This window comes from Candidatus Nesciobacter abundans (assembly GCF_008189525.1).
In the GTDB taxonomy this organism is placed as follows: domain Bacteria; phylum Pseudomonadota; class Alphaproteobacteria; order CAJXXZ01; family 1604HC; genus Nesciobacter; species Nesciobacter abundans.
Genome location: NZ_CP043314.1, coordinates 17,411 through 42,992, shown reverse-complemented (window position 1 = coordinate 42,992; position 25,582 = coordinate 17,411). Strand labels below are relative to the sequence as shown.

At 30.2% G+C, this 25,582-nt stretch carries 19 protein-coding genes, 1 tRNA gene and 1 rRNA gene; 8 read left to right on the top strand and 13 right to left on the bottom strand.

Translation table 11 applies throughout. The features are described 5' to 3' along the window. Positions 1-61 precede the first annotated feature (61 nt). Positions 62-901 carry a DotU family type IV/VI secretion system protein gene (locus FZC36_RS00180; protein ID WP_148971985.1) on the top strand — a complete coding sequence of 280 codons (840 nt, stop codon included), beginning with the start codon at positions 62-64 and terminating at the stop codon, positions 899-901. Continuing rightward, the gene (locus tag FZC36_RS00175; RefSeq protein ID WP_148971984.1) at positions 898-4,776 is read left to right on the top strand and encodes a type VI secretion protein IcmF/TssM N-terminal domain-containing protein; all 3,879 of its coding nucleotides are present in this window, start codon (positions 898-900) and stop codon (positions 4,774-4,776) included. The genes FZC36_RS00180 and FZC36_RS00175 overlap by 4 nt, the downstream gene beginning before the upstream one ends. Before the next feature lie 380 nt (positions 4,777-5,156). Here the strand turns inward: FZC36_RS00175 and fabZ are convergent, their stop codons facing one another. The 6 genes from fabZ to FZC36_RS00145 all read right to left on the bottom strand — a co-directional run bounded on the left by fabZ (position 5,157) and on the right by FZC36_RS00145 (position 11,370). Continuing rightward, on the bottom strand, positions 5,157-5,654 hold the full coding sequence (gene fabZ / locus FZC36_RS00170; RefSeq protein ID WP_148971983.1) for a 3-hydroxyacyl-ACP dehydratase FabZ: 498 nt from the start codon (positions 5,652-5,654) through the stop codon (positions 5,157-5,159). Positions 5,655-5,909: 255 nt separating this feature from the next. Then, the gene (locus FZC36_RS00165) at positions 5,910-6,416 is read right to left on the bottom strand and encodes an OmpH/Skp family outer membrane protein (RefSeq protein WP_148971982.1); all 507 of its coding nucleotides are present in this window, start codon (positions 6,414-6,416) and stop codon (positions 5,910-5,912) included. Between the two features lie 107 nt (positions 6,417-6,523). Then, positions 6,524-9,211: a BamA/TamA family outer membrane protein gene (locus tag FZC36_RS00160; RefSeq protein ID WP_148971981.1), complete on the bottom strand. Its 2,688-nt coding sequence runs from the start codon at positions 9,209-9,211 to the stop codon at positions 6,524-6,526. After that, positions 9,208-10,197, bottom strand: coding sequence for a M50 family metallopeptidase (locus tag FZC36_RS00155; RefSeq protein ID WP_187440115.1), 990 nt, complete (start codon positions 10,195-10,197; stop codon positions 9,208-9,210). Before FZC36_RS00155 ends, FZC36_RS00160 begins: the two co-directional genes overlap by 4 nt. A 193-nt stretch (positions 10,198-10,390) precedes the next feature. Then, positions 10,391-10,777, bottom strand: coding sequence for a DUF4280 domain-containing protein (locus FZC36_RS00150; RefSeq protein WP_222912611.1), 387 nt, complete (start codon positions 10,775-10,777; stop codon positions 10,391-10,393). Positions 10,778-10,950: 173 nt separating this feature from the next. Next, positions 10,951-11,370: a hypothetical protein gene (locus tag FZC36_RS00145; RefSeq protein ID WP_148971978.1), complete on the bottom strand. Its 420-nt coding sequence runs from the start codon at positions 11,368-11,370 to the stop codon at positions 10,951-10,953. Positions 11,371-11,542: 172 nt separating this feature from the next. Between FZC36_RS00145 and FZC36_RS00140 the strand changes: the two genes are divergently transcribed. Both FZC36_RS00140 and FZC36_RS00135 read left to right on the top strand, forming a co-directional pair. Further along, complete coding sequence (locus FZC36_RS00140; protein ID WP_148971977.1) at positions 11,543-12,130, top strand: hypothetical protein; 588 nt, start codon at positions 11,543-11,545, stop codon at positions 12,128-12,130. 2 nt (positions 12,131-12,132) lie between these two features. Further along, the gene (locus tag FZC36_RS00135; RefSeq protein WP_148971976.1) at positions 12,133-13,773 is read left to right on the top strand and encodes a CTP synthase; all 1,641 of its coding nucleotides are present in this window, start codon (positions 12,133-12,135) and stop codon (positions 13,771-13,773) included. 305 nt (positions 13,774-14,078) lie between these two features. Here FZC36_RS00135 and FZC36_RS00130 read toward each other — a convergent pair whose 3' ends face one another. Next, the gene (locus FZC36_RS00130) at positions 14,079-14,837 is read right to left on the bottom strand and encodes an enoyl-ACP reductase FabI (protein ID WP_148972443.1); all 759 of its coding nucleotides are present in this window, start codon (positions 14,835-14,837) and stop codon (positions 14,079-14,081) included. Between the two features lie 289 nt (positions 14,838-15,126). Here FZC36_RS00130 and FZC36_RS00125 point away from each other — a divergent pair, with 289 nt between their 5' ends. Both FZC36_RS00125 and rrf read left to right on the top strand, forming a co-directional pair. Then, positions 15,127-15,420 carry a hypothetical protein gene (locus FZC36_RS00125; protein ID WP_148971975.1) on the top strand — a complete coding sequence of 98 codons (294 nt, stop codon included), beginning with the start codon at positions 15,127-15,129 and terminating at the stop codon, positions 15,418-15,420. A 597-nt stretch (positions 15,421-16,017) separates the two neighbouring features. Then, positions 16,018-16,122, top strand: a 5S ribosomal RNA gene (gene rrf / locus FZC36_RS00120). A gap of 608 nt (positions 16,123-16,730) precedes the next feature. On the opposite strand, the gene FZC36_RS00115 is transcribed toward rrf, so the two are convergent. The 3 genes from FZC36_RS00115 to FZC36_RS00105 form a co-directional block, all read right to left on the bottom strand. Then, positions 16,731-16,802: transfer RNA gene (locus tag FZC36_RS00115), tRNA-Cys, on the bottom strand. A 119-nt stretch (positions 16,803-16,921) separates the two neighbouring features. Beyond that, entirely contained in the window at positions 16,922-18,574 is a 1,653-nt protein-coding gene (locus tag FZC36_RS00110) for a cysteine desulfurase (RefSeq protein WP_148971974.1), read from the bottom strand. Then, positions 18,567-19,901 carry a hypothetical protein gene (locus FZC36_RS00105; protein WP_148971973.1) on the bottom strand — a complete coding sequence of 445 codons (1,335 nt, stop codon included), beginning with the start codon at positions 19,899-19,901 and terminating at the stop codon, positions 18,567-18,569. Before FZC36_RS00105 ends, FZC36_RS00110 begins: the two co-directional genes overlap by 8 nt. 190 nt (positions 19,902-20,091) lie before the next feature. Here FZC36_RS00105 and FZC36_RS00100 point away from each other — a divergent pair, with 190 nt between their 5' ends. Then, the gene (locus FZC36_RS00100; RefSeq protein ID WP_148971972.1) at positions 20,092-20,889 is read left to right on the top strand and encodes a DapH/DapD/GlmU-related protein; all 798 of its coding nucleotides are present in this window, start codon (positions 20,092-20,094) and stop codon (positions 20,887-20,889) included. 202 nt (positions 20,890-21,091) lie between these two features. Here the strand turns inward: FZC36_RS00100 and FZC36_RS00095 are convergent, their stop codons facing one another. Then, positions 21,092-21,613, bottom strand: a complete 522-nt coding sequence (locus FZC36_RS00095; protein WP_148971971.1) for a peroxiredoxin — start codon at positions 21,611-21,613, stop codon at positions 21,092-21,094. Positions 21,614-21,914: 301 nt separating this feature from the next. On the opposite strand from FZC36_RS00095, the gene murJ reads away from it, so the two are divergent. Next, positions 21,915-23,276: a murein biosynthesis integral membrane protein MurJ gene (gene murJ, locus FZC36_RS00090; RefSeq protein ID WP_187440114.1), complete on the top strand. Its 1,362-nt coding sequence runs from the start codon at positions 21,915-21,917 to the stop codon at positions 23,274-23,276. A 161-nt stretch (positions 23,277-23,437) separates the two neighbouring features. Here the strand turns inward: murJ and FZC36_RS00085 are convergent, their stop codons facing one another. Together FZC36_RS00085 and murB are read right to left on the bottom strand one after the other, a co-directional pair. Further along, positions 23,438-24,436, bottom strand: coding sequence for an ATP-grasp domain-containing protein (locus FZC36_RS00085; protein ID WP_148971969.1), 999 nt, complete (start codon positions 24,434-24,436; stop codon positions 23,438-23,440). A gap of 39 nt (positions 24,437-24,475) precedes the next feature. Continuing rightward, positions 24,476-25,315 (bottom strand): UDP-N-acetylmuramate dehydrogenase, encoded by an 840-nt coding sequence (murB, locus tag FZC36_RS00080; protein ID WP_148971968.1) that lies wholly within the window; start codon positions 25,313-25,315, stop codon positions 24,476-24,478. Between the last annotated feature and the right edge of the window lie 267 nt (positions 25,316-25,582).

Genomic DNA, 25,582 nt, shown 5'->3' with positions numbered 1-25,582 from the left:
AATTTATACTTTTTTTACAATTAAAAACTATCTTTTGTTCAAATGTTTAAAAGGAATAGAAATGATTAATTTAATAGCTAGATCTTTTCTATTAAAGCACTTCCAAAATTATTATATAGAAGTACTAAAGTTCAAAGAGCAGGCTTTAATAGAACCAGAAAAAATAAATCAAGAAGAAATCAAAAATGTACTAATACGACTATTAAAAGATCAGAAGGAACTTTTTGATAATGAGGGAAGTTTAATGAGCAATGCATATGAAGAATATAGCTACATTTGCTGTGCTTTTGCTGATGAAATTTTTATCAATGTAAATTGGAACCAGAAGAAAGAATGGCAAAAATCTCTTATGGAACAAAAATTCTTCTCCACATATTATGCTGGGTCAAAGATATTTGAAAATATAAATAGCTTTCTAAAACGAAACTCACACAACAAATACGAGTTAGGATCAATTTATATAACTCTTCTTGGATCAGGTTTTAGAGGTCAGTACAGAAGCATAAATGATAATGGAACAATACATAAGCTAAAGCAGGATCTATTTGATTTCGTAAATAAAACAAGCTATGACTATCTGTCTGATGAACATTTGTTCCCTCAAGCTGAGAAACACAATATGATTGGAAGACCTAGAAACACTTATAAAAACACAAGAAGAATTATATCTATAATGACTATGGGAATTCTTATATATATAGGGTCGACTTATATTCTCTGGAATTATTTCACACATGATATAAATAGTGCAATTTCAAAAACGTCTGAAATGCATTTAATGAAAAAAAAGATAATGAACGCACGAATAAACAAAGAAGAAAGCAGTGACCAAAATTCATGCTCTGCAAATAACCGAAAACTTAACCTTATAAACAACACATTCAACTGGAGCAAGTCATGATTTTAAACGAAATAAGCAAAATTGATCTACAGTACGTAACATATGCTTTGTACGCATTAATAGCAATTCTTATAATCTTAATATTAAAATTCCTTCCTGGTATTACAAATATAAAAAAGATGGCAGAAAAAGCTAAGAACTACTTATTAGATTCTTTCAATATAACCCTCGAAAGAAGCTGCCTAAAAAGCAACAAGGATGAAGAGGCATTTGAAGAGGCGATGCAAACCTTAAAATCATTTATAGGTGGCAGAAACTTTAAATACAAACTTCCTCTAACAATTTTAATAGGAAAGCAAAGCTCTGGAAAAACCTCATTAATACAGAGCTTGGAGACAGAGAAGCCATTTGAAGATATAATTGGAGAAACTTGTACATGGTCATTCTTCAATCAAGGAATAATATTAGATACTAGCTCAGAAATATTCTCATCCTCATCAGAAAACACAGATTTGAAATGGCATAATACGTTAAACCTACTTAACTACTACAGGCCTGATTCTCCAATAGATTCAGCTGTACTCACTGTCTCTCTGAAAGATATATTAACCTCTGACGAGAATATATATAAAGCAGCCGAAGAATACTACATAAAAATATGGCAAATGCAAAAGAACTTATCAATAAGCTTTCCTATATACATAGTATTTACAAATGCAGATTGCATACCTGGATTTGGTAACTTTTGCAATTCTATCCCTGAAAAAGATAAAAATGAAATATTTGGATGGTCGAATTCTTCCTCCAACAATACAATATTTGTTGATGAAATGTTTGATGAAATTATTTCTAGGATACATTATATTAGTCAGAAACTAACTGTTGGAAGCGTAGATTACCAAAATCACAGTGGACTGTATGTTTTTCCATTTCAGTTCATGAAAATAAAGAGAAAAATAGAAACTTTCTTAAATTACATCATAAAATCCAATTCATATCATGACAATTTAAATATTAGAGGGATTTACTTTACTGGATCTGCCACTTCATTTTCAAAAGCGCAGAGCCAAATAAATGAGTCACTTAGAGAATCTAAGTTTGGGAAACTAAAAAATGTTTGCATGAGACATGCTGTTAACAAAATATTCTTCTCTACCAACCTATTTACAAACAAGATATTCCAAGAGAAATATCTGACAAATAGTATTAAAAAAATTGCTTTCTCTAAGAAACGTAAAATTATGTTTATACAAGCATCTTTAATAGCGTTAAGTATTTTATCAATATTTAACTTTATTCACTTTATTCACAACATAAAAAAAATACAGGTAGATTTCTTGGCAAATATAGATTCAGCAAACGAAATACTAAAGAAATCTAAGTCATTGAGAAGCCTTACTTATGCAGAATCTGAAGATGAGAATTTCTCCAAGCAAGTCGACTCATTAATAGTTACTATGAGCAAGTTAAATGCAAAAAATCTAAAATTTGTATCAATCCCTGCATCATGGAATTCTAAGTTAGGTAAGAATCTAGAAAAATTCCTTGGCCAATTGTTCGAAAAAGTATTGTTTGATCCGCTACAAAGCAAATTTTCTTATAAGCTAAAATCACTTTCTAATGGACCACTAAAGAAAGTAAACAAATCAAACCCAGATTATTACGATCCAACAAATTCAGTCGATCTAATTAGGTTATATAGCTATGTAAAAGAAATTTCTGAAATAGAAAATATTTATTACAGAATTGAAAGACTTCCATATTTGAAAAATATAGATGATCTAACATATGTAATGGAAAAATTATTCAACATAAAATTACAAAAAATATTTTTCGACAACAAGAAAGTTTTCATAAAAGCAATAAATCATATAAATATAAAAATAGAATCTGTGTTTAAATTTGAGAATAAAATAAACTTAATATTCAACAAATTACTTGAAAGATTTTTGAAAAATACATTCGAATATGAAAATGTGAACCCTCACTTAACTAAGTTAGAAAACACACTATGGAGCATTGAACATAATAAAAATAAATTCCATAACATACATGTTCTAAAAGAGATTGTAGAGAACTTTATAAGCCACTTTAATAGGCAAGAGTTAAAATGGATTTTACAAGATAATATAAACTTCGGATCTAAATTCACTTCCATGTTATTTAGATTAAAGAATAGCTCTATACTTGGAGAAAAAGCTCATAGGAAAACTACAGAAAGCCTTAAAGATTCATCTGTAAAACTGAAAAAGATCTTAGAGAATCACAAAGTTCCTGTGGTAGGAAAGATAATCCAGACAAAATCAGGAAAAGTAGAACTTTCCAAAGAATTCGAAGAATTTCAGGGTTATCTAAACATACTTTCTGCAAAACAGTTTATGCAAAAAGAAACCCAAACACTGAATACAAATATTCCTGCTCATAAAACATTAACCTGGGATTCTGTAATTATAAGATCTACAGTAGATGCTATATCTTCGTTCGAAAGCTTCATGTCTTCTGGACTGCTTCAGAAGAAACCTAAACTAAAACCTACATTAGAATCTATGGCGTTAGAACATTTGATAAAATTCATAGAAACAGAGCTAGAAGATGCTAAGATTCTTACAGATACTATTTCTAGCGTTCCGAACCAATCAGAGCAAATAGTTAAGAAAAATCTAGAATCGAATACTCATTCTCTGATCAAGATACTGTCTACACTTAAGGAAAATGATAATAATATGTACCAAATCCTTAAAACAATGCTGATGGATCAATGCTACAAATCACTGTTTAGAATTGATAAAATGTTGGAAAATGCTAATTTGTATATAGATTTTAAAAACAAGAAGTTTTTCTTTATGAACAAAGATAAAATTATTTCTAAATTAGAAAGAGAGCAAGCTGAACTAATTAAAATTTGCAACTTTGCTAAGCCAGTTATAGAAATGATAAAGAAAATACATGAAATAGATTATGAACCTCAAATAGAAATAGTAGAAAAGTGGAGCAAAATACTATTAGAAGTTGATAAGCATAAAAAAGGAGATGACTCGGTTATAAAACAAATAGAAGAGATAATCATAAATGGAATGAATTATTTTGAGAATCCAAACTGTGATTCAGATGCTACAAGCAAAGTAAATCAAAGCAAAATATTCGAACTAATTGGAGGAAAAGTATTTTCAAATATAAAGACACAGTGTAAAGATAAGAACAAACAAAACTTCGAACTAGAGTATAGCAAATTCAAGAAATATATGGAGAAAGAAGCAAGTACTTTTCCTTACATAAATAATAAAGCCAGTGCAGAAAAATTGCACAATAAATGGAATGAATTTAAGAATAATACTAAATATGAGCAAAATGCAGAGAAATTAAATTTAAGCAAAAATACTCTAGATTTTCTAGAAAACATGGAAAGATCTATAAAATTCGTAGCAGCTTATTTTGATCCAAAAGGTAAGGCTACAAATATTAAAATCACCATGAGGAGTAGAAACTGTGAATCAATGATTGAAAATATATCTAACTCTAAATTTATATTCGGCACCCAGGAATATTCATTGCAGAGTGATCCATTTACAATCCCGTTAAGCTCAACAACTTTGAAAACGCTATTATCCTTATCTAAGGAGAACAACTTGCTGTTTAAGAACGGGAATAAGCACAATAAAGAAATACTAAATGGAAGCATTCCTTTGCTAAAATGGATAAATAAATATATTTCACAAACTAAAGGAAATATAAAGGAAATAAAATATGAAGCGCTACTAAAAAATGGTGAGAAAGTTTCCACTTGGATAAAAATGGAGATTGATGGATATTTGAAATCATGGCCTAATTTTAAACTTAAAGCTCCAGCAGTATTTTTTAAAAGAAAAACAATTACTCCTAAATCATGTAAGAATACTAAATCTAAACCTACCAAGAAATCACTTGCTAAAAAATAATTTACATTTAGCATATTTGCACTAAAACTTGTTTCTATAAAACCTGTTTCTGTAAATACTATTTCTAGACTACATAAACTCTTATATTTACTGTAAATATCTTTTTAATAGCCTAATGCAGCCGTATATAATTTAAGTTATAATCCTCGAGAGCAGCATGTTTGAGAAAACAGCTCTTAATGCAGAATTAAAGAGTATCTATTAAATCAATATACTTGTATCATTTCTCAATTTCATTAATACAAAGCCATTCATATTTGCTAGGAATATATCTTTAATAATGATTAATATTTTCTATATTTGAAAGAAATTTAATAAGAACGCATTTAGAATACATATCTAGAATACATACAAAACATGCAATTAGAGAAGCTAGAATACTATTTAAAAAAAACAGCAATTGCCTTAAAAGATGCTTCGAAAGCTTTTTTATCACCAACTAAACCATATCCAGAAAAAGTATAAACTGTAGTAATTTTTCCATCTTTATTAGACAACATTTTTTCATTAACTTTACGAACTGACATATTCACCAGATCTCCTGGAACAACTGCAACTCTGAATTTAGCAGAATCTACTGTCATCAAAGCAACACTCTCAAATTGCATTTGCTTAAAGTACTTCAAAGAATAAGACACACAGCAAACTGCAAGCTGTGCCAAGCTCTCTACTAATAATACTCCAGGAACAACTGGAGATTCTGGAAAATGACCCTGGAAAAAATATTCATTATAACTAAATGCTTTTATTCCTTTTGCAGATTCAAGTTCCGCAATCTCGGAAACTTTGTCAACTAATAAAAATGGAAATCTATGTGGAATAAGCTCAAATATGTCTTTAACCCCTAAACTTACTTTTTTTACTTCAACATTACACATTTCTTAAAATACCTTAAACCTAACACTTAACAAAAAAATTAGAAACGATAAACATCAATTAAAATAAGGAATTCCTTAAAAACTTTCCTAACGTTATTGTGATTCATATTGGATCCGTATGTGATTTGAATTGAATTTATTTTAATAGCACGCTTTATAAACACAAAAATAAAAACTAACGAAATATAAGCATAGATGAAATCTATGCAAATAAACAAAAGCCTCTATAATAATTCACCAAATCAAATTAAAGAATTAACCAATCAACTTAGATGTTTCTTCAGTTAAATCTTTTAGCAAACCTTTTCCAGATAATATAACGCTGCTATCAATTATAACAACTCCATGTTTCTTAGAAATTGCAGCAGATGCATTTTCAATAGATTTAGTGATCTCAGTTAAATCTGCATATTGCTGTTTCTTAAATGTTTCTTGAGCTTTACTGTACTCTTCTGCTAAAGCTTGTCTCTTCTTTTCAATGGATTTAGCAAGAACTTCTGCTTTAGATGGGTCAGACTTCTTGAAAGAATTGTATTTTTCCATTTCGTCTTGTAAGGTTTTTAATTTTCCTTTAAATTCTTTCTCGATGGATTTTTTCATTTCATTTGTTTTTTCGATTTTGTTTTTGATTTTATTACTTTTAGAAGCAATTTGCACGGTATCAATAAAAGCAAACTTAGCTTTATCAGCCTCAGCATTCATTTCAAAACCAAGCATACATAATGCCATTAAAAAAACAGACAATATTCTAGATGTAAACATATATTACCTTCCTATCTAGAAATATTAAATCAAATAACCTCCGAATAAAAGGTCTCTTACAATAATAAAGAAAAATACTTCAAAATAGAAATATCATAAAAAAGAAACTATAGATTCAAACTAAAACTCTCTATTGCATTAAAAGAAGAATCACGTCCTAATACTGGATAATTAATACTGAACCTAACTTTAGATCTACCGAATTTCACAATAAGACCAGTACCAACAGAAGAAACTAAAGATCTCTTATTGTTCACTATATCTGCAACATTTCCCCATCTCCTTTTCTTAGCAAGGTCATTAGGAATTAACTTTTCTTTTATAGAAGATTCACATAAAGAGCCAATACTAAAGAATGAAAACCAGCTTATTTCAAATATCTTTTTAGCTAACAAAGGACCAAACACCTCTCCTTTAAAAGAAAACATTTCAGTTCCACCTAAAGTACTATAAGAGATTAATTCTCTAGGCCCGAATTCCTTAAAACCTGAAACTCCTGACTCAGAGGCTTTAAAATTATCAATCCAGCTATATTTAGATCCATGAAATATTTTTCCACATCTTGCTGACAAAACTACTCCATAATCATTATATTCAGCAAATAATTTTCCAGATAGAATACTCTTCAAGAATATAGAGCTCCCCAAAGAAAGCTCATTAGCCGAATGTATTTTCAATCCAAAATTATCATTAGAGATTCCATAAGTAAAATCTGCATGTCCAGATACAGAATATTTAATTTTATCAAACTTTCTATGATCTTTATCGTAAAATCTAGGAATACCAACTCCTCTTTTAGTGTTTGTTAAATCACCTGTATCTTTTAGTGTAAAATAATCCAATGTACCTCCAACACCTAAGTCAGTAGTCAAATTGTTCAAAGAAACAGAGTAATTCCTCTTAAATTCCGCTCCAGGCTTGTTAAATGTAATTCCTTCCTCTGATTCTGACCAATCTTTATCTAAACCTATGTCTTTAGATTTCTCTAAATCATCATTTTTATCTGAATATCCAGATTCTGAAAGTTCTTTTGATAATGTAGAGAAATTTAAGGACCCTTTATCAGCTTTAGTACCAAAATCAAAAACTATAGGAAAAGAAGATCTACTCCTAGCTAGTAGATAGTTTGAGTGATTTCTATCCATAAGACCAAACATAAGTTGATAAGATTTAGTAAATGGACCTGAGTTATAATAAGATTCTGCAAGATCTAAATTCAACGATGCTTTATTTTTCTTCATAACAAATGATCCATTAAACTTCTTTCCGAGCCCAAACATATTTAAATCCTGGTAACCAAAACCAACATTCCAACTAAAATAAGAACCTAAATCAAGGCCTAAAGATGCCATTATCTTACCAGTATCAGCTTCTTTAAAAGAAACCTTTACATCGCTCAAATTTTCTTCTGATTCCATTACATCAATATCTGCTAATTCAGAAAAACCAGAAGAAGCTATTTTAGCCTTACTAATAGCAAAACTTCTTTCTGAAACCTTATCACCTGGCTCTAATCTCATTCTTCTTAAAATGACTTCTGAATAAGTTCTTTCATTCCCATATATGTTTATCAAACCTACATTTCTACTGGATTCTTCCGTCAAAAAGAACCTTATTTCTACTTCTCCATTACTTTGACTTGTTTTAACATCTATATCCTTACTAAACTCTTGTTTTTCGTACAAATGACATTTAGCCTTTTTCTTTCTGTCGAAAATATCTGATTCTTCATAGTATTGACCTATTTTTATATCAAAATATTTTTTCAAGTTATTTGGCATATTTAACTCGACACTTTTGATTTTGTATCTTTTTCCTTCTTCTAGGTTGATAGTCATTTGTCTAGATTTATTTATATCTACACAAACAATAGACTTAACTCTAAAATCGAAATACCCCTTTGATTTTGCATACCTTTCTAAGGACTCTTTCTGTTTTTCTTCCGATTCCATTACATGAGCTCTAGGAAAGACATACAAAAATAGAGATGAAGATTTCTCTAGATTCGCATATAAATCTCCAGATGGAATATTTTTATTTCCTACAAACAGTATTGAATCTATCGTTTTCTTAGGCCTGGTTTTTATATCAAATATAAGATCAATGCTGTTCTTATCAGTTTTTTGCATTATCTTTATTTCTTCTAATTCTGAATCTGGCAAAGCTTCTAGCTCTCTAATGATTCTAGCTTTTGCAATTAATATATCTTTTAGAGAAACAATTCTTTTTGGCCTTAATCCTGTAATAACTTCCCACATAGAATCTTCAACAGATATGGACCCTTTATACTTTATAGATTTTAAAATAGGATTTTCTACAACTCTTATTTGAATAACATTTTTATTCTTTTTTGTAACAATAACATCAGAAAAATAACCACTTTCCAAAAGCTTATTTTTTATTTTACTTGTTTCTGTAAAATCCATACTCTTTATAAAAGATTTAGCTATTCCTACTATAAAATCTCTCTCAGTCCTACCATTTCCTATTACTTCTATCTTAGGGCTAGATTTAACTGCATTACTTTTCTCAGAACTTAGGTTAGGTTTATCTTGTGCACTTAACTGACTATTCTTATTTTTTGTGTTTTGTACTTTTCCAGGGATCTTCAAAGACTGGTCAACTTTCTTATCAGAATCAGTTTTACTTACATTCTCTGTACTTGATAAATCTTTACTTATCTCCTGTATAGATCGAGTTATTTTAGAATCTATTCCTTGATCTGGGTTGAAATTACTATCAACAGATTTAGCTGCTGAGAATGCATTACATATCAAAAATAAAAATAATATCATTTTAACAATCCGACTTTCTTATGAGATATAATTTTGCTTGAAACAATCTTATTTATGTCTTTTGAAAACACATAAATAATCATTGCATAAAATAATACAAGGCAAGCTCGTTCATATAAAGCAGCAGCTTTCTTCCCTAAATATCTAGACAACAAGTCGTGAACAATTCTACCCCCATCAAGTGGTACAAAAGGCATAAGGTTAAATATAGCTAATCCTATGGAAACCATAGCTATCCATTCTAAAGCTCCAGAAAATGATTTAGCTATCCCTTTAGAAGCATGCAATATGCCTATAGGCCCTGAAACATTAACTTTCTTTCCTGAAAACAAATCAAAAATAGAAGTTAGATTCAACCGTATACTATCAGCAAGATACTTCCAGGAAGCTCGAATTATATTTATAAAACTACCCCTAAAATAATATATGTTTGAAATCAAATTATTTTTCAAATCCCCAATATCTATTACTAAGTTACCTTGACTAGTTTGTAACCCTACTTTTCTATTTTCCAGAGACTCATATTCTGAAGAATTTCTCATTATTTTCATTATAGATACTTTGGGTAATTCATTATTAATACTTATAATTTCTGTGTTTTTGTAAGTGAACCTTATTTTAGGTATTCCTCTTATAACAAACATTAAATTGAAAGCTAGGAAAGCTACAATCAAATTTGCTGCTGGACCTGCTAAGTATACTGTAATTCTCCTAATTAAACTTATGTTATCTATTGTTTTTCCGTTTATATCTGTCTCATAAAAAGAGACATATCCACCAAACGGTATAGATCTAAAAGTCCATATTGTGCCATTTTTATCTCTAGTAGAAAACAGCTTCCATCCCATTCCTACTGAAAATTCTTTAGCCCTAACTCCGTGCTTTAAAGCAACATAAAAATGACCAAATTCGTGTGCAATCACTAGTATGCTTATAAATAAAATTGCGTACAAATAAGAAGATAAGAATATACAAAAAGAGATCATAGATACATAAAAATTGCTTAAGAAAACCGATATATTAGTATAAAAAGCATGAAAAATGGAAATTAACATACACAAATTGTATATTAAACATAAATCTCATTCAATCCTGAAAAAACAACTGATAACAATAAATCATTTAACCAATCAAGTGTATAGATTCCATAGTCATACAGCTAAAATTCAATAAGCATTTTTAAGGAATCTTAGCTGTGAATTGACCAGGGCTAGTTATACTAATCATCCCACCGTAAGCACACATTAACTTACAATCCTTAGAAACAGCAGGCTTTCCACCGACAAGCACTGTTGGTGATCCTGGCATCCATGGGGACATAGTCATTGGAATACATGGTGCTTGTGTAACACTTCCTAAGCTAGCAATTATAACTGCAGCAACTGCAGGGTTAGTAGGAGTTTTACACATACCAAAAGACATAACATTTACCAAAGGCATATGGTCCATAATATTAGATTGAATTTTAGAGTCAGTCATAACCCTATTTATTGGCAAAACGCCCAACATAGAAGGAATAAGTCCCATTGTACAACTCATACACCCTGAACTAGTAACAGATATCATTTTCATCTCCTGCTTAAATACAAACTTAAATACAAACTTAAATGGAAAATAACAAAATCACAACCAATACATACAACTTAGTTATTTAGCTTATTAATTCACATTCATTCAAATTTCTCACATGAAATACGGGAATTATAAGATATTAAAAAAGCAAATACACAGAAAGAATTTCAGTGTAAATATTTGTACCCAAAGAATGATACTAAGCTCATTATCAAGAATTTAATGTAAGGGTTGACTGGAATAAAGTAGAACAATCCATGGCCTACGAACATTGCTATCACAAACACAATAGATGAAGAAAAGAATACGTTACTTGTACTTGAGCAAGTTTTTTCTACAAACATCTTATAATATATTTTTTTCATATTCTTATGAAATAAAGCAATTACAGGAATTGTAACTAGCAAAGAATAGGGATTAGCATATGTTATTTTAAACAAAAAGGTAAATAACGTAGCGCCGACGAAAATAGGCAAAACCTTTGGCTTAAATAAAGAAATTACAAACAACCCAGCAAGAGCAAAGAAAACAAATAAATTAGCATTAGTTAGAAATGGTAAGAACCAAAACACGCAAAATATACACATGCTTATTATTCTAATTCATAATCAATGAAGTTTCCAGGAAAACTTTTCTAAACTCAATTTGTAATTCATTAAATTAAGAAGTCAATTTCGATTGATAAAGAAGAAAATTTTCAATAGAATAAATCTTATGTTATATATTTCATGGTTTTTTAGCCTTTTGGCAGTAATTTTAATGTCTTTAGTTATTTTTCTGCAAAACCCAGAAGAAAGAATAGGGCAAAACATAGGACCAAAAAAAAGATACAAATTAAACCCAGCAGAAAAAGCTACTTATTTCTTTGCTACAATGTTTGTTTTTTTCTGTTTATACACAGGAATTCTTGTAAAAAGAGAAAGCAAGCAGAATATATCTGAGCTTAGAAATCTATCTAATGTACAAAATGCACAAAAGAATACAGATAGCTCATCTAATCCAATCCATAATGATCAGAAATCTATTAATGGAGCTTATGATGGAAATACTCCTAATAATCAAGGCACATTAATTGATGATGGTATTAATAAAAATAGAAACACTATTAACAATGAACAAAAAACTATCAAATTAAATAATCCTACAGAAACAGAAAATTCAAAAAACCTAAGAAACCAAAATAATATAAGCTATAAACTTCCTAACTCTAAGTCAATTAGAACAAACCCTGTAAAAAGGAATAATTTAGCAAAATCTACAAGAAATGTAAGCTTAAAGCCCTTAGGCCCAAACAAGAAATATAATTCTAATATAACCAGGAAATCTAATATAAATAAGAAGGCGTAAACATGACAGAACTAAATAAGAATAATAAAAAGAATCAATCCAAAGTAAGCACAATATTTATAACAGGAGGTGTGATGTCCTCATTAGGAAAAGGAATCACAGCTTCTTCAATAGCACTATTGTTAAAATCCAGAGGATATAATGTTTGTCTTAGAAAATTAGAACCTTACTTAAATGTAGATGCAGGAACTTTAAGTCCTGAACAGCATGGAGAAGTTTTTGTAACAGAAGATGGAACAGAAACTGATATGGATATAGGTAATTATGAAAGATTTGCAAACGTAAAGTGCAACAAGCATGATTACATAACATCTGGAAGAATTTTCTCTGAAGTCATAACCGCTGAAAGAAGAGGGGACTATTTAGGAAAGACAGTACAAATAATTCCTCATATAACTGAAAAAATATCTGAAATAATAAATTCAAACATTCCTGAAGGTACAGATTTTCTGATTTGTGAAATAGGAGGAACAGTAGGGGACATAGAAGGCCTTCCGTTTCTAGAGGCAATAAAAAAACAAGCAGGATTACAAAACCAAAAAGGGCAAAAAAATGATAGAAATTCACTTTTTATACACCTAGCGCTAATGCCTTATATAGAAAGCGCAAATGAACTAAAGACAAAGCCTGTACAACACTCTGTTAGAGAGCTGCAAAGATCAGGAATACAACCTGACATGATTATTTGTAGATCAGAAAGAAATACGAACAGTGATTGGAAAAAGAAGATTTCCATGTTTGCTAACGTAGATGAATCTAATATTTTCGGAGCTTGGACTCAGAAATCTCTGTATGAAGTAGTAAATCAATATCATGAAGATGGTTTAGATGCTCAGATATGTGACTTTTTCCAAAAGAATCAAAATGCATCTTCTATAGGTGAAATTTTAGAAGTAGTTAGGAAAGAACCAATTAGAGAAAAAGAATTAAAAATTGCCATAATTACTAAATATCAAAATATAAAAGATTCTTATTTCTCTGTTACTGAAGCTGTAAAGCATGCTGCGCTATTCCATAGAACAAAATTCACACTAGAGGCAATAGATACATCTGAAGTTTCAAACTACTCTGGATTGAAAGATTTTGATGCTTGTATAGTGCCAGGAGGATTTGGAGCAAGAGGAACTAAAGAAAAAATATCAGCACTTAAATTTGCCAGAGAAAACAATATTCCTTGCTTGGGAATATGTTTAGGAATGCAACTTATGATAGTAGAAGCTTTACAGAATATTTGTAATATAGATACAAATTCTTCTGAGTTCGTAAAATCTAAAAACCCTGCAGTAGGTCTGATTGATGAATGGACTGAATCACAAAAAGGTGGAACCATGAGGTTAGGTTCATATCCATGCACACTTACAGGAGTGCTAAAAGATATTTATGATCAAGGACTAATTTCAGAAAGACATAGGCATAGATACGAAGTGAATCACTCCTTTTATAAAAAGAACTTAGAAGCTATTTTTGAGCTAGGAGCTTGGTCACCTGACAAATCTCTATTAGAAGGTGTTGCTATTAAAGAACATCCATTCTTTGTAGGAGTACAATTCCATCCTGAATTCCAAAGCAGTATGACAAACCCTCATCCTTTATTTAGAAAGCTTGTAGAAGCTGGGCTAAAGAGATCTGACTCTAATAAATAAATATATAAAATAAATTATATATAAAATAAATTCGAAACCCAGAATAACCCGATTCTAAAATCATGATCTAAATTAGGCAAGATGGTTTAATAAAAAATATCATTAACTTTCAAAGATATAACGAAAATATTTCTATATATAAAAAACTTTCAAGGAATTGTAAGGTGGTTTGTACATTTAATATATAAATTTCTGATCGTATATCTCTATGTGAAATTCATTTAGTAGATTTTAGTAGAACCTTTTAGCGTACAGATATGTACAGTAGATTCTCACATTTATATCTTTATATCTAATATCTTAATTTATATAGAATCTGAGTCTTTACCTTTTACACCTATAGTGTGATATCCACTATCCACATAGATTACTTGCCCAGTAACTCCAGAAGACAAATCACTAGCTAGGAATACAACATTATTACCTACTTCTGTAATTGTGGTATTTCTTCGTATAGGGGAGTTATTCTCATGCCAATCAAGTAATTTCTTAAAATCACTTATAGCAGATGCAGCTAAAGTTCTAATAGGTCCAGCTGAAATACAGTTAACTTTGATTGACTTTTCTACACCTAGGTCATTAGCTAAATACCTAACACTTGTTTCTAGAGCACCTTTTGCAACACCCATAACATTGTAATTTGGAATATATTTTTCAGCTCCGTAATAAGACATAGTAACCATAGAACCATTTTCATTCATTATTTTTGAAGCATATTTAGCTGCGCTAGTAAATGAAAAGCAAGATATATTCATGGCTTTCAGAAAACCGTCCTTAGGGACGTCATAATAGTTTCCATTAATATCTTCTGTATTTGCAAAAGCTATTGAATGAACCAAAAAATCTATTTTTCCAAATTGAGCTTCAACTTGCTGGAAAAATCTTTCTATATTTTTAGGATCTTCCACATCACACTCTATAGCAAATGAAGATCCAGATTCACTTTGTATTTTTTCTGCTCTTTTTGCTGCCAAAGGATGATAACTAAAACCAACTTCAGCTCCCTGATCAAGCAAACAATTCAAAGCTCCGTAAGCTATAGACATTTTGTTTGCAACTCCCATAACAACACCTTTTTTACCTTTTAGAATTCCTTCGAAAGTTTTTTGTTGTGTTTCAGATTGTAAATCATCTTTAGTAGAACCATCATATAATTTTTTGTTCACTTCGTTCACCACCTTACGTTCATTTCATTAACAATTTGTTTATACATTTTATTTATCACTAGACTAGAAATTTATCATAAAAGTATTATTTCTTCAATTATTTCTGATCAAAGTCATTCTAAACCAAAAGACAAATCATAATATATGTGTTACATGTAAATTATAGCGAAAGTGAAAAAATCAAATTATGAGAAAATATTTTACAAAAACTTTGGGGTCTAGTTTAGCAAAAGTTTTGGATCCTATGTATGGAAATGATCCTGTAATATCCAGTTTAAGGAAAAATTGGAGCAATATATCTAAAGAGCAAGATTTGCTTCCATATCATTATTGCTTAAAAACCAAAACTTTATTCCTTAGAGTTGAGAAAAACCAAAATCTAATCTCATTCCAGTATAAATCCCAAGAGCTTATAGAGCCAATAAATTTCTATCTAGGATTTGTAGCTGTTAAATATATAAAAATAAACCAAAAAACGTAAATTCAAAACATATTCAAAATAAATAAAATTCTAAATCTTCGTATGATAATTTAGTGTGTACATGCATATAATGAGATTTTATTCATAATTCTGAATTCTGCTTATTTAAGACATACTTTATCAAAAGCCTAGAAGAAATAGCGCTAGTGTATAAAGTAATAAAAAATAGAAAAATATTTAATTTGTAAAAAGCAAAGAACCAAAAAACAAACCAACATAATCCTGATATATGAACCAGAAATGTATATTTTTGATATTTAAAAACGAATATAAAAAATGTAGATAAAATAAAAACTGAAAACAGTAAAAATATGACACTGTGTGCATTCTTAAGAAATACTTGATACATGACACAAAATTATACTATGTTTTTTCATAAAGCGCCCAAACTTACTAAAAGAATGTGGTTAAAGAATGTGAACCTGATATAAAAAGACTTTATCTGAAACAGTATGTAATCAAAAATCATATTAAATAAAGTGTTTTGAAGAATTAAAAACAATACTTTAAATAAAAAATAAGCATTCTTTGTAAATTATTTGTAAATTTATTAAAAAGGGTATAGACAAAATAATTTTTGTAATATACAATTCCTTTGTTGGTGACTATAGCAAAGAAAGAACACCCGATCCCATTCCGAACTCGGCCGTTAAAGTCTTTTGCGCCGATGGTAGTTTACGCGAGAGTAGGACATCGCCAACACTTTGAAAAACTCTTCTAAACATATTATCAAAATCAATTACAATTCAAAATGCTTTATTACTTCTTTTGTAGAAATAAATATTTTCTAAACAAAAACATTCATTTTTGAGAAATCTAAGCACTCAAAAGGACAAAACATAAAGAACAAAGCATATTTATGTGAAGAAATTTACTAAACACAATTACAGCTTAAAAAAGCAAATCATTGGCAAGATAAAAATCACAAATTATCTTTTCAAAATATTTTATAAAAATACTTAAAAACAAAGAAAACTTTAAACACAATTTATAACCCAAAACTAATATTGTGAAATAAATTTCATGTCAGGAAAGGAAATTTTAACAAAATCTTAAACACAGTCATTTCAATAACAATCTCAGCAGATCCCTGTATTTGCAGCTTATCTATATTTTCATTGTACATTTTTTAAATTTGTTATCAGGTTACTTCTATACTTCCAAATCATTTCAAACAAAATAATTAGATTATTTCATGATTAAGAATTAGACAAGATTTAGATACGGTTTAAAATTTCTTTAATATATTTTATTAATGCATTTCAAATAACTTAGGAAATCATTCAAACAAGCGTTTAAATAAATTTGTGAGGCCGAGACCGGAATCGAACCGATATAAAAGGATTTGCAGTCCTCTGCATAAGCCATTCTGCCACTCGGCCACAAGATATATGATATCAGCATGATCCTAAAAGTCAATTTAGAGAACATATGCTAAAAAATAGAAACCATGCAAGATATAAAAAACAAACAGAATAGTCAAATAGGTGAGAGAATCGAATCAAAGAGATGAGAGAATCGAAACCATTTTATCTATATCTTCATGAGTATTATACAAGGCAAGAGATGCTCTCACTGTTCCAGAGAATCCAAGCGAATTCATAGCTGGCTGCGCGCAATGATGTCCAGTTCTTACAGCCACACCTTTTTTGTCTAGCATTTTTCCTACATAGTCATTTTCTAATCCATTCATTACAAATGGTATGATTCCAATCCTGCTGTCAGGATCACCTACAAGTCTGATTTTTTGCACTTGTAATATTTTCTGCATTGCATACTCCATCAACCCATGCTCGTAATCATAGACATTTTCCATACCAATTCCCTCTAAATAATTTATTGCTGCTTTTAGACCTTCTATATCTGCTAAATTAGGAGTGCCAGCTTCGTATCTAAACGGAGAATTAGCATATTCCACTTCATTGTATGTAACATTTCTTATCATACCTCCTCCAACTTGGTATGGATTTCCTAGCAAACCATGCTTAGCAAAAACCACTCCAGTTCCAGTAGGAGCGAACATTTTATGTCCAGAGAAAACAAAAAAATCACACCCTAAATCCTGCATATCAACAGGCATATGAGAAATAGATTGAGCTCCATCAACAACCACTTTAGCACCAACTCTGTGAGCCATCTCCACAACATCTCTAATAGGCACAGAAGTCCCTACTGCATTAGAGACTTGAGTAACAGAAACTAACTTAGTACGACTGCTCAACAATCTTTCGTAATCTTCAATCAAGAAATTAGCACTTTGATCCATCTTAACTACTTTCAAAACAGCTCCAGTTTTTTCTGCGACAACTTTCCAAGGAAGTATATTAGAGTGATGCTCTAAATTACTTATAATAATTTCATCTCCAGGATTCAAGCTAGGCAAAAGGTATGCATTCGATATTAAATTAAACCCTTCTGTAGCTCCTTTAGTAAAAATTATGTCATCAGATTTCTCTGCGTTTATGAAATTCCTAACTACTTCCCTGGATTCATCAAAAAGTTGCGATGCTTCTTGAGAAAGAGTATGAACACCTCTATGAACATTAGAGTTATGAACAGAATAATAATGCACTAAAGATTCTATTACTTTTGCAGGCTTCTGAGTTGTAGCAGCATTATCTAACCAAACTATTTTGTTCCCATTTACTACTCTAGAAAGTATCGGAAAATCATTTCTTACGCTTCTACCAAAGAAATCGTAATGAGTTTTTTTTGATACTGAGCTTTTACCATGATTAATACTTCTATAGCCATGCTGATCACTTTCGTGACCATGCTGATCACTCCTATCAAAAGAATTATGAAGGTTATTATTGTTTATAAAATTAGAACCATAAGCATATGAGTTACAAAACTCCACACAACTGTCAGACTGAATTTTATTCTTCATTAAACTAGATTTTGTAGATATGTAATTAGATTCGTTCAATTTGCTATTTTTAGTATTCTTCATAATATCTGTATTAGACTCATTGACTGCACTTTCTACATCAGATTCATTATTTAAATTATTATTTAGATTTCTAAAATCAGCTCTAATATCAAAATTCTCTCTAGCAGTCTCTTTCACAGAGACTTTTACAACTTTCGCATTTTCTTTTTCTGACTCTACAATAGATTTTACTTTACTAAACTTAAAGCTTAGTTCAGTCATGGTAATGACCTATTTCTATATTTGTAAGCATTGCCATTGAATCATCAACCAAAGCTACGACATTGTAATATTTGCTTACCAAATAATTCATCACTGAGTTTTCATCTATGCCCATTTTCTTTACACTTAAACTAGGCACCCCACCATAAGAAACTTCTTTCTTATGCAATCCTACTACTCCCTGCTTTTCATAACCAAGCCTTATGGCCATCATGCTTGTAGTTTTGTAACCTAATCCGTTTGTTTTTATAGGCATCTTATCACATGGAATTATTGGAACACCTCTCCATGTTATAACTTTAGAACCAAAAACTTCTTCTACTACAGGAGGAACTCCTCGTTTCGTACATTCCCTTCCAAAAGAAGCGATTGCTTTAGGATGAGCAACTATAACAGAAGGCTCTTTCCATAATAAAGCTAACAAATCATCTAGATCTTCTGGTGTAGCTGGACCTGTCCTTGTAGTCATTATCCTATCCATAGAAACTTGATTTATTAAACCATGATTAGAGTTATTAAAAATCTCCCATTCTTCTCTTTCCAATATGTTCGCAATTACAATCCTTAACTGAGATTCCAATTGAGGATTAGGATTATTGTACAGCTCGTGAACTCTGGTATGTAATCCTGTCACTGCCTGTATAACATCTAACTCTATTTCCTTAGGATTCTCTGAGTATTTTGTGAATCCTCTAGGAATTTCAGGCTCCCCTTCGTATGAAGAAATCAAAGAACAAACTTGCTCTCCAGTCTCATAATCGTACTTACAAGATATAGGCTTCTCCAAATAATTATCTTTATGAGATGCATCAAAGATTTTATTAACAACTTCTTCAGGAACAATCATTAATTTCCCAGGCATAAAAGTTTTTAACATCACAGAATGAGAACAAGAATTTTTCTTTTTGAAGAACTTACCAGAAGCCAAATTAGCAACTACAACTTTTCTATTATTTTGATTAAGTGTGTTTAGTTGATATTCTCCACTTAGAATTACATAAAGTGATTTCTTGTCATCAATAATTTCATCTCCCAATGAACAATCTTTTACTACACAATTCTCTTTCAAAAAGTTGATTTTTTCTTGAGCTAAACCATTAAAAATAGGAATTTTAGAAATAGATTCCAAATCCATATCAGAAGCATAAGATTTGTTTTTATAAACTCTGTTTATCCTAAAAATACCTGTTTCTAGATCAATCCAAGGTAACATTCTCATAAATAATTTTGGAGTTATAAATTCTGCAAAAATGTTACTACTTTGCACTCCAGATAAGATTTTTGAATTACTTATGCTATTACTTTTTCTATTTTCCATTTTTTCCATTTCTTATTCCTTAATTTTCATTTCTTCGAATTCAAACAAATTACGAAATAAATCTTAATAAAATATTAAATATACAAAACCAAGCATTAAATTATAAACAAACTACATGACTGCATAACAAAACAATACGAATGATTTTATTTTCAGTCTTCTATAAGCTTTATTCTCATAAAAGCATTATGATAAATACATGAATACAGAACTTAACAACAAAACAGTGATCAATAGTAATTCTAAAAATAATCTACAAAAAGAAATATCTGAAATTCTAAATCAATTTGAATCAGGGGAAAGAAAAGCTGTACATAAAGATCATAAATCAGCTAAGAACAGCTGGTTTGTTGATAAAAAAGCGATGCTAGAATTAAACAAGCTTTTCAAGCTAGAAAAAAGCATGTTCGAAATACAAAATGTAATTAAATGGTCTGATAAAATACCTTTCCTAACAGAAACCATGAATAATGAAACTTTGCTTAATAAGACATATAGATTGGTTGCTGGATGCTGGATCAGGAGAGGTGTAAACATATCTGATGATGTTGTTGTCATGTCGAATTCATTTATAAATATTGGAGCCCAGATAGGACAAAAAACAATGATAGATAGCGGAGTTACAGTTGGTTCTTGTGCATACATAGGATCAAAGTGCCATATATCTTCCAACACAGTAATTGCTGGTGTTTTAGAGCCTTCAAACTCAAATCCAGTCATAATAGATGATAATGTGTTTGTAGGTGCTCAATGCTTAATTTCAGAGGGAGCCAAAGTACCATACGGATGTATAATCGCTTCTGGTGTAAAAATAACCAATTCCACTAAACTTCTAAACAGAGAAGGGGAGATTTTAGATAAAATTCCAGAATTAAGCCTTATAGTCCCAGGATTTTATAAATCTGGCCAAGTATACATAAGCTGTAATATTGTTGCGAAAACATTTGATTCTGTACAAGATAAATCAAAGATAAATGATATTTTAAGAAATGAGTAATATATCAAGTCATTAAATAAATAGGGTTATTAATAATATAAGCAGATATAACTCTGATGTATCAGGCAAAAGCAATATATAAATATACTAAAAGCATACTACAGAAACTAAACTATATGATTTTAATTACCGCGTACAATCAAATCATAAAACAAACAAAACAAACAAAAATTAACTAACCAAATCTCGATTTGTAAAAAATTTACAAGGTAGAGTCACCTTTTTTCCAATTGACAGGACATAAGTTACCATTTTGCAAAGCATCCAAAACTCTAATAGTTTCATCTACATTTCTGCCCACATTTCTATCGTAAACAACTACATTTCTTATAATCATATCTCTGTCTACTATGTAAGTTGCTCTTTCTGGAGCTCCATCTACATTTAATATTCCCAGATCAGAACTTAATGTCTTATTGAAATCTGAAAGCATTGGGAAGGTTATCTTTCCCATATTCGGATCTATATTCTTCCAGGTAGAATGAGACCAAGCAGAATCAGCACTTACTCCAAGAACTTTAGTATTTCTTTTTGTGAACTCTCCTTCTTTGTCAGAAAATTCTGAAATTTCAGTAGGACATACGAAAGTAAAATCAAATGGCCAAAAGAAAACCACTAACCAATGATCTGGATAGGACTTTGAGTTTATCTTTTTGACTTCTCCCTTTGAACCCGTTACAGCATCTAAAATAAAATCAGGAAACCTTTCTCCCAAGCCTTTCATATAAAATTCCTCCATCTAAGTGATAATGTACTCAAAGATTTCAAAAGTCAATTATTTTTTCTTATACTCATCTACCATATAAAAAGAAATAAATATAATGAATAAATTCTATAAGAAAATCTGATTTATGGCACTTTGATATGCTTTAGTTTAAATAAATTGTAAGCATTATATCAATTGTTAGGAGTGAGTTATTTAGCAAGATTTAGACAACATATATTATATTATCTTAGTTAATTTTTAATAAATATTTGACTATTAAGTTCTATATAGTAAATTCAAAATGAGGGTTAGAAATAAAATGTATACAAAAATAAGACATGCAATTACCGTAGCTTACAACTCTAGCTTGAGGAATCTCATGCCTAGTTCATTTACAGCAAACAATCTAATAATAGCTAGCACAACCATGCTGTCTAGGGTGCTTGGACTTTTAAGAGATATTCTTATAACTCATTGGGCAGGAATAGGGCATATAACTGATGCATACTATATAGCTTCAAAAATACCATCTTTTTTTAGGAAAGTAATATCTGAAGGAGCTATGAACAATATATTAATACCTGTTCTTTCACAAATGCCTGAAGAGAAGCAAAGTAAATTCTTGCAACAGTTCTGCTACAAAATTCTATTCACAATGACATTCATAAGCATAATTGTAATTATATTTTCTAAAAATATAATTTCTTGTATAGCTCCTGGGCTAACATATGAAACAAAAGAATGGGCATCTAAATTTATGAAAATAATTTTCCCAGCCATAACATTGATATCTATTAATAGCTCTTGGTCTAGCTATCTAAATTACAAAAAGAAATTTGCAGCCTCTTCTATTTCATCCTCTTTCATAAACATAGGAGCAATGTCTCTAATTCTGATTGGAATGAAATTTAACAAGTTAATATTCCTAGGGTTTGGAATTTTATTTGGAGTTTCTCTGCAAACAATTTGGATATACTTCAACATTCCGAAAGATGTAAGGAAAATAAAAAACAATCATCAATTCTCTTTAGATAACAAGATCTTAATGAAGAAATTTTCCCATATATTGCTATCCTCTAGTAGCATGCAGATAACTACACTAATCTCTATTTTTGTGTCTAGTTTCTTAGCTCCGAAAATCATAACGCAAATGTCTAACGCTGAAAAAATGTCACAAGTCCCAATAAGCTTAATAGGCAGCTCTATAGGAACAACACTTATATCTTACTTATCTGCTCATATAAAAAGCTCAGAATATAAAAAGGCAAGAAAAATACTTAAACAATCTATTATTTTTTCACTAATAATTTCTACACTAGTGATTGTATTTGTAACAAATTTTAGCTATCAGATCTCATATTCTATTTATTCTAGCAACAAAAATAACCTGGATTCTATAATACAAATTTCTCAATACCTGAAATTGTATATTCTTATGGTTCCAGCTTATTCTTTAGTGAAAATATTTGCAGCAGTGTTTTTCTCTTTGCAAATGAATAAAGTACCTATGTATACATCAATAGTTCAATGCTTTTCTTACCTAGCTCTATTGATGTTTTTCCATAGCTCTGGATCTCAAATAATTTTATGCAGTCTCATTAGTGCGTACGTACATATCTTTTTTCTATTAATTACATTTATAAAAAAGAAAATATACTCAATACATTTTTCTGGAAATTAGTAATTAAAACAAACTAAAAAATATAAACTACAACATAACAAAAACAAAACAAGCTCCGATAGAAACATTAATCGAATCTATTTACAAGAAATTAACAGACAGCTGAAATCAGCGCTTAAAATAAATTAGAATTATTTAAAATATTGCAACTAAATAAAATCTTAAATAATTCTTCTTTTCTCACTATCTGCAGACTCACACTTACTAAGAGCAGGTGTGTTTGCATTATTTATGTGCATATTCACCATATTTTCTAAATCTAAATCAGCATAATTAAAAATTCTAGGAACCAATGTATTCCCTGGTATACTATTTACTTCCAAAAAATATACACAATCATATTCTATCTTAAAATCTATTCTACAAATTCCAGACATATTTAGCTCAATATAGATTTTAGAGCAATAATCCTTTACTTTCTCCAGAACATCATCCTTGAGAACCTCAGTAGCATCTCTAAAGCTAACACCATTTCCAGTTTGTTTACATTCTTTTGAATATATAGGTTTTTCATGCTTAATTTCTATTCCACCTATAACACTCCCACTCAAAACTGCAAAAGCATATTCTAATCCAGGAAGAACATTTTCGACAACGAAATCTGCAGACCAGCCATCGACAACTTCTTGTTTTGCACTTTCACTATCAACGTAATAAACTTGATTCGATGATCCAGATTTAGGATTTTTAACTATATGTGGGTATAAATCTACTTTTTTATATTCTTCCAGGTTCATCATATGACTTTCTGGACATTTCACTCCTAGCTTCTTAACTATTTGTATAGTTTTATATTTGTCAAATGTAATATAAGCATCACAAGCAGAAGGGCCTGTATATTGTACTCCTATGTTATTTAGCAACATTTGTGCTCTACCATCTTCTCCCCATAATCCTGGCATCAGATTAACAACCAAAACTGGGTTTATTTTTAATATCTCTGAACGTATGCAATTTTCCGCTTCAGAGAATATTCTACCATTTTCATCAAATCTCTTTATTTCGAAACATCTGTTTGCTTCTTCTTCAGATATATAATCAGCTGGATCTATAACGAATACGGAGTATTTATCTTTCAAAGCAGGGTAAAAAAGATTTTTCAACCCTATGGATGCTTCTTTTTCTTCCCAACCTCCGCTAAGTATGACTAAATTGTGCATAAATACTTATACAATAAAAATAAGAAAATATAAATAAGGTTAAAGTAAAACTATCTCTCTATCCAGTAAAATTCCTGTTTTACTAAACACAAAACTCTGCACAGAATTGATTAATTTTACTATATCACCAGAAGTCGCACCTCCTGTGTTGACTATAAAATTACAGTGTTTTTCTGACATCTTAGCTCCTCCTATCGCAAAACCCCTACACCCCGCTTGGTCTATCAATTCCCAAGCTTTCTTGCCTTCTGGGTTTTTAAAAGTACTACCTAAAGTAAGGAACCTAGGCTGAGTTAAATTTCTACTCACCACATATCCATCCACTTTCTCTTTGATTTTTTCATCCTTAAACACTTTAAAACAAGCCCGCAAAAATATAAAAGTCTTAGGGACATGACATTTTCTATAAGAGAATTTAATTTCTTTTTTGTATAACTTAGAGACAGATCCAAAAATATCCATGACTTCTACCCATTCCAAATTATCTGAAAAACAAGATCCATAAGCCCCTGCATTCATGAAAACTCCACCACCTATAGATCCTGGTATGGTATGTAAGAATTCCAGACCACCTAAGAAGTTCTGTATGCAAAACCTAGAAACAGTAAAATTTGGAACACCAGATCCAACAATAATATAAGGATATTCTAATTCTATTTCTTTATATAAATTGTCTAGTTTTAAGATTACTTTATCTAAGTTTGTGTCTTTTATAATAGTATTAGACCCCATTCCTAAAGGGAAATAATCTACACCTGACTTTACAAAGCTTTTTAGCTCTAAAATTGAATCAGGTCTAAAAACTTCTACTTCCCCACCAGTTCTAATCCAAGTAAGATTAGAACCCATTTCTTTTGTGGTTTTATAACTTAGGTCCACTGCATAAATAATAAGCCTCGAATGGCTTTTTTGTAAAGGTGGGCACCGTATAAAAAGTTCCACGGAACTTTCTAGTGACAGCTCCCGTTCTGTCTATTGTCCTTAGAGATTGATTACCTATATAGCGAACCCTATTAAAAAATATTACATAAATACTTTTGTATCAACTGTTTTTAAATAATTAAAGCAAATTTAATACGTATAAAAATTAGTGCACGATTTGCACTACAGATAACATAATCAATGAATGAAGATCATATAACAAAT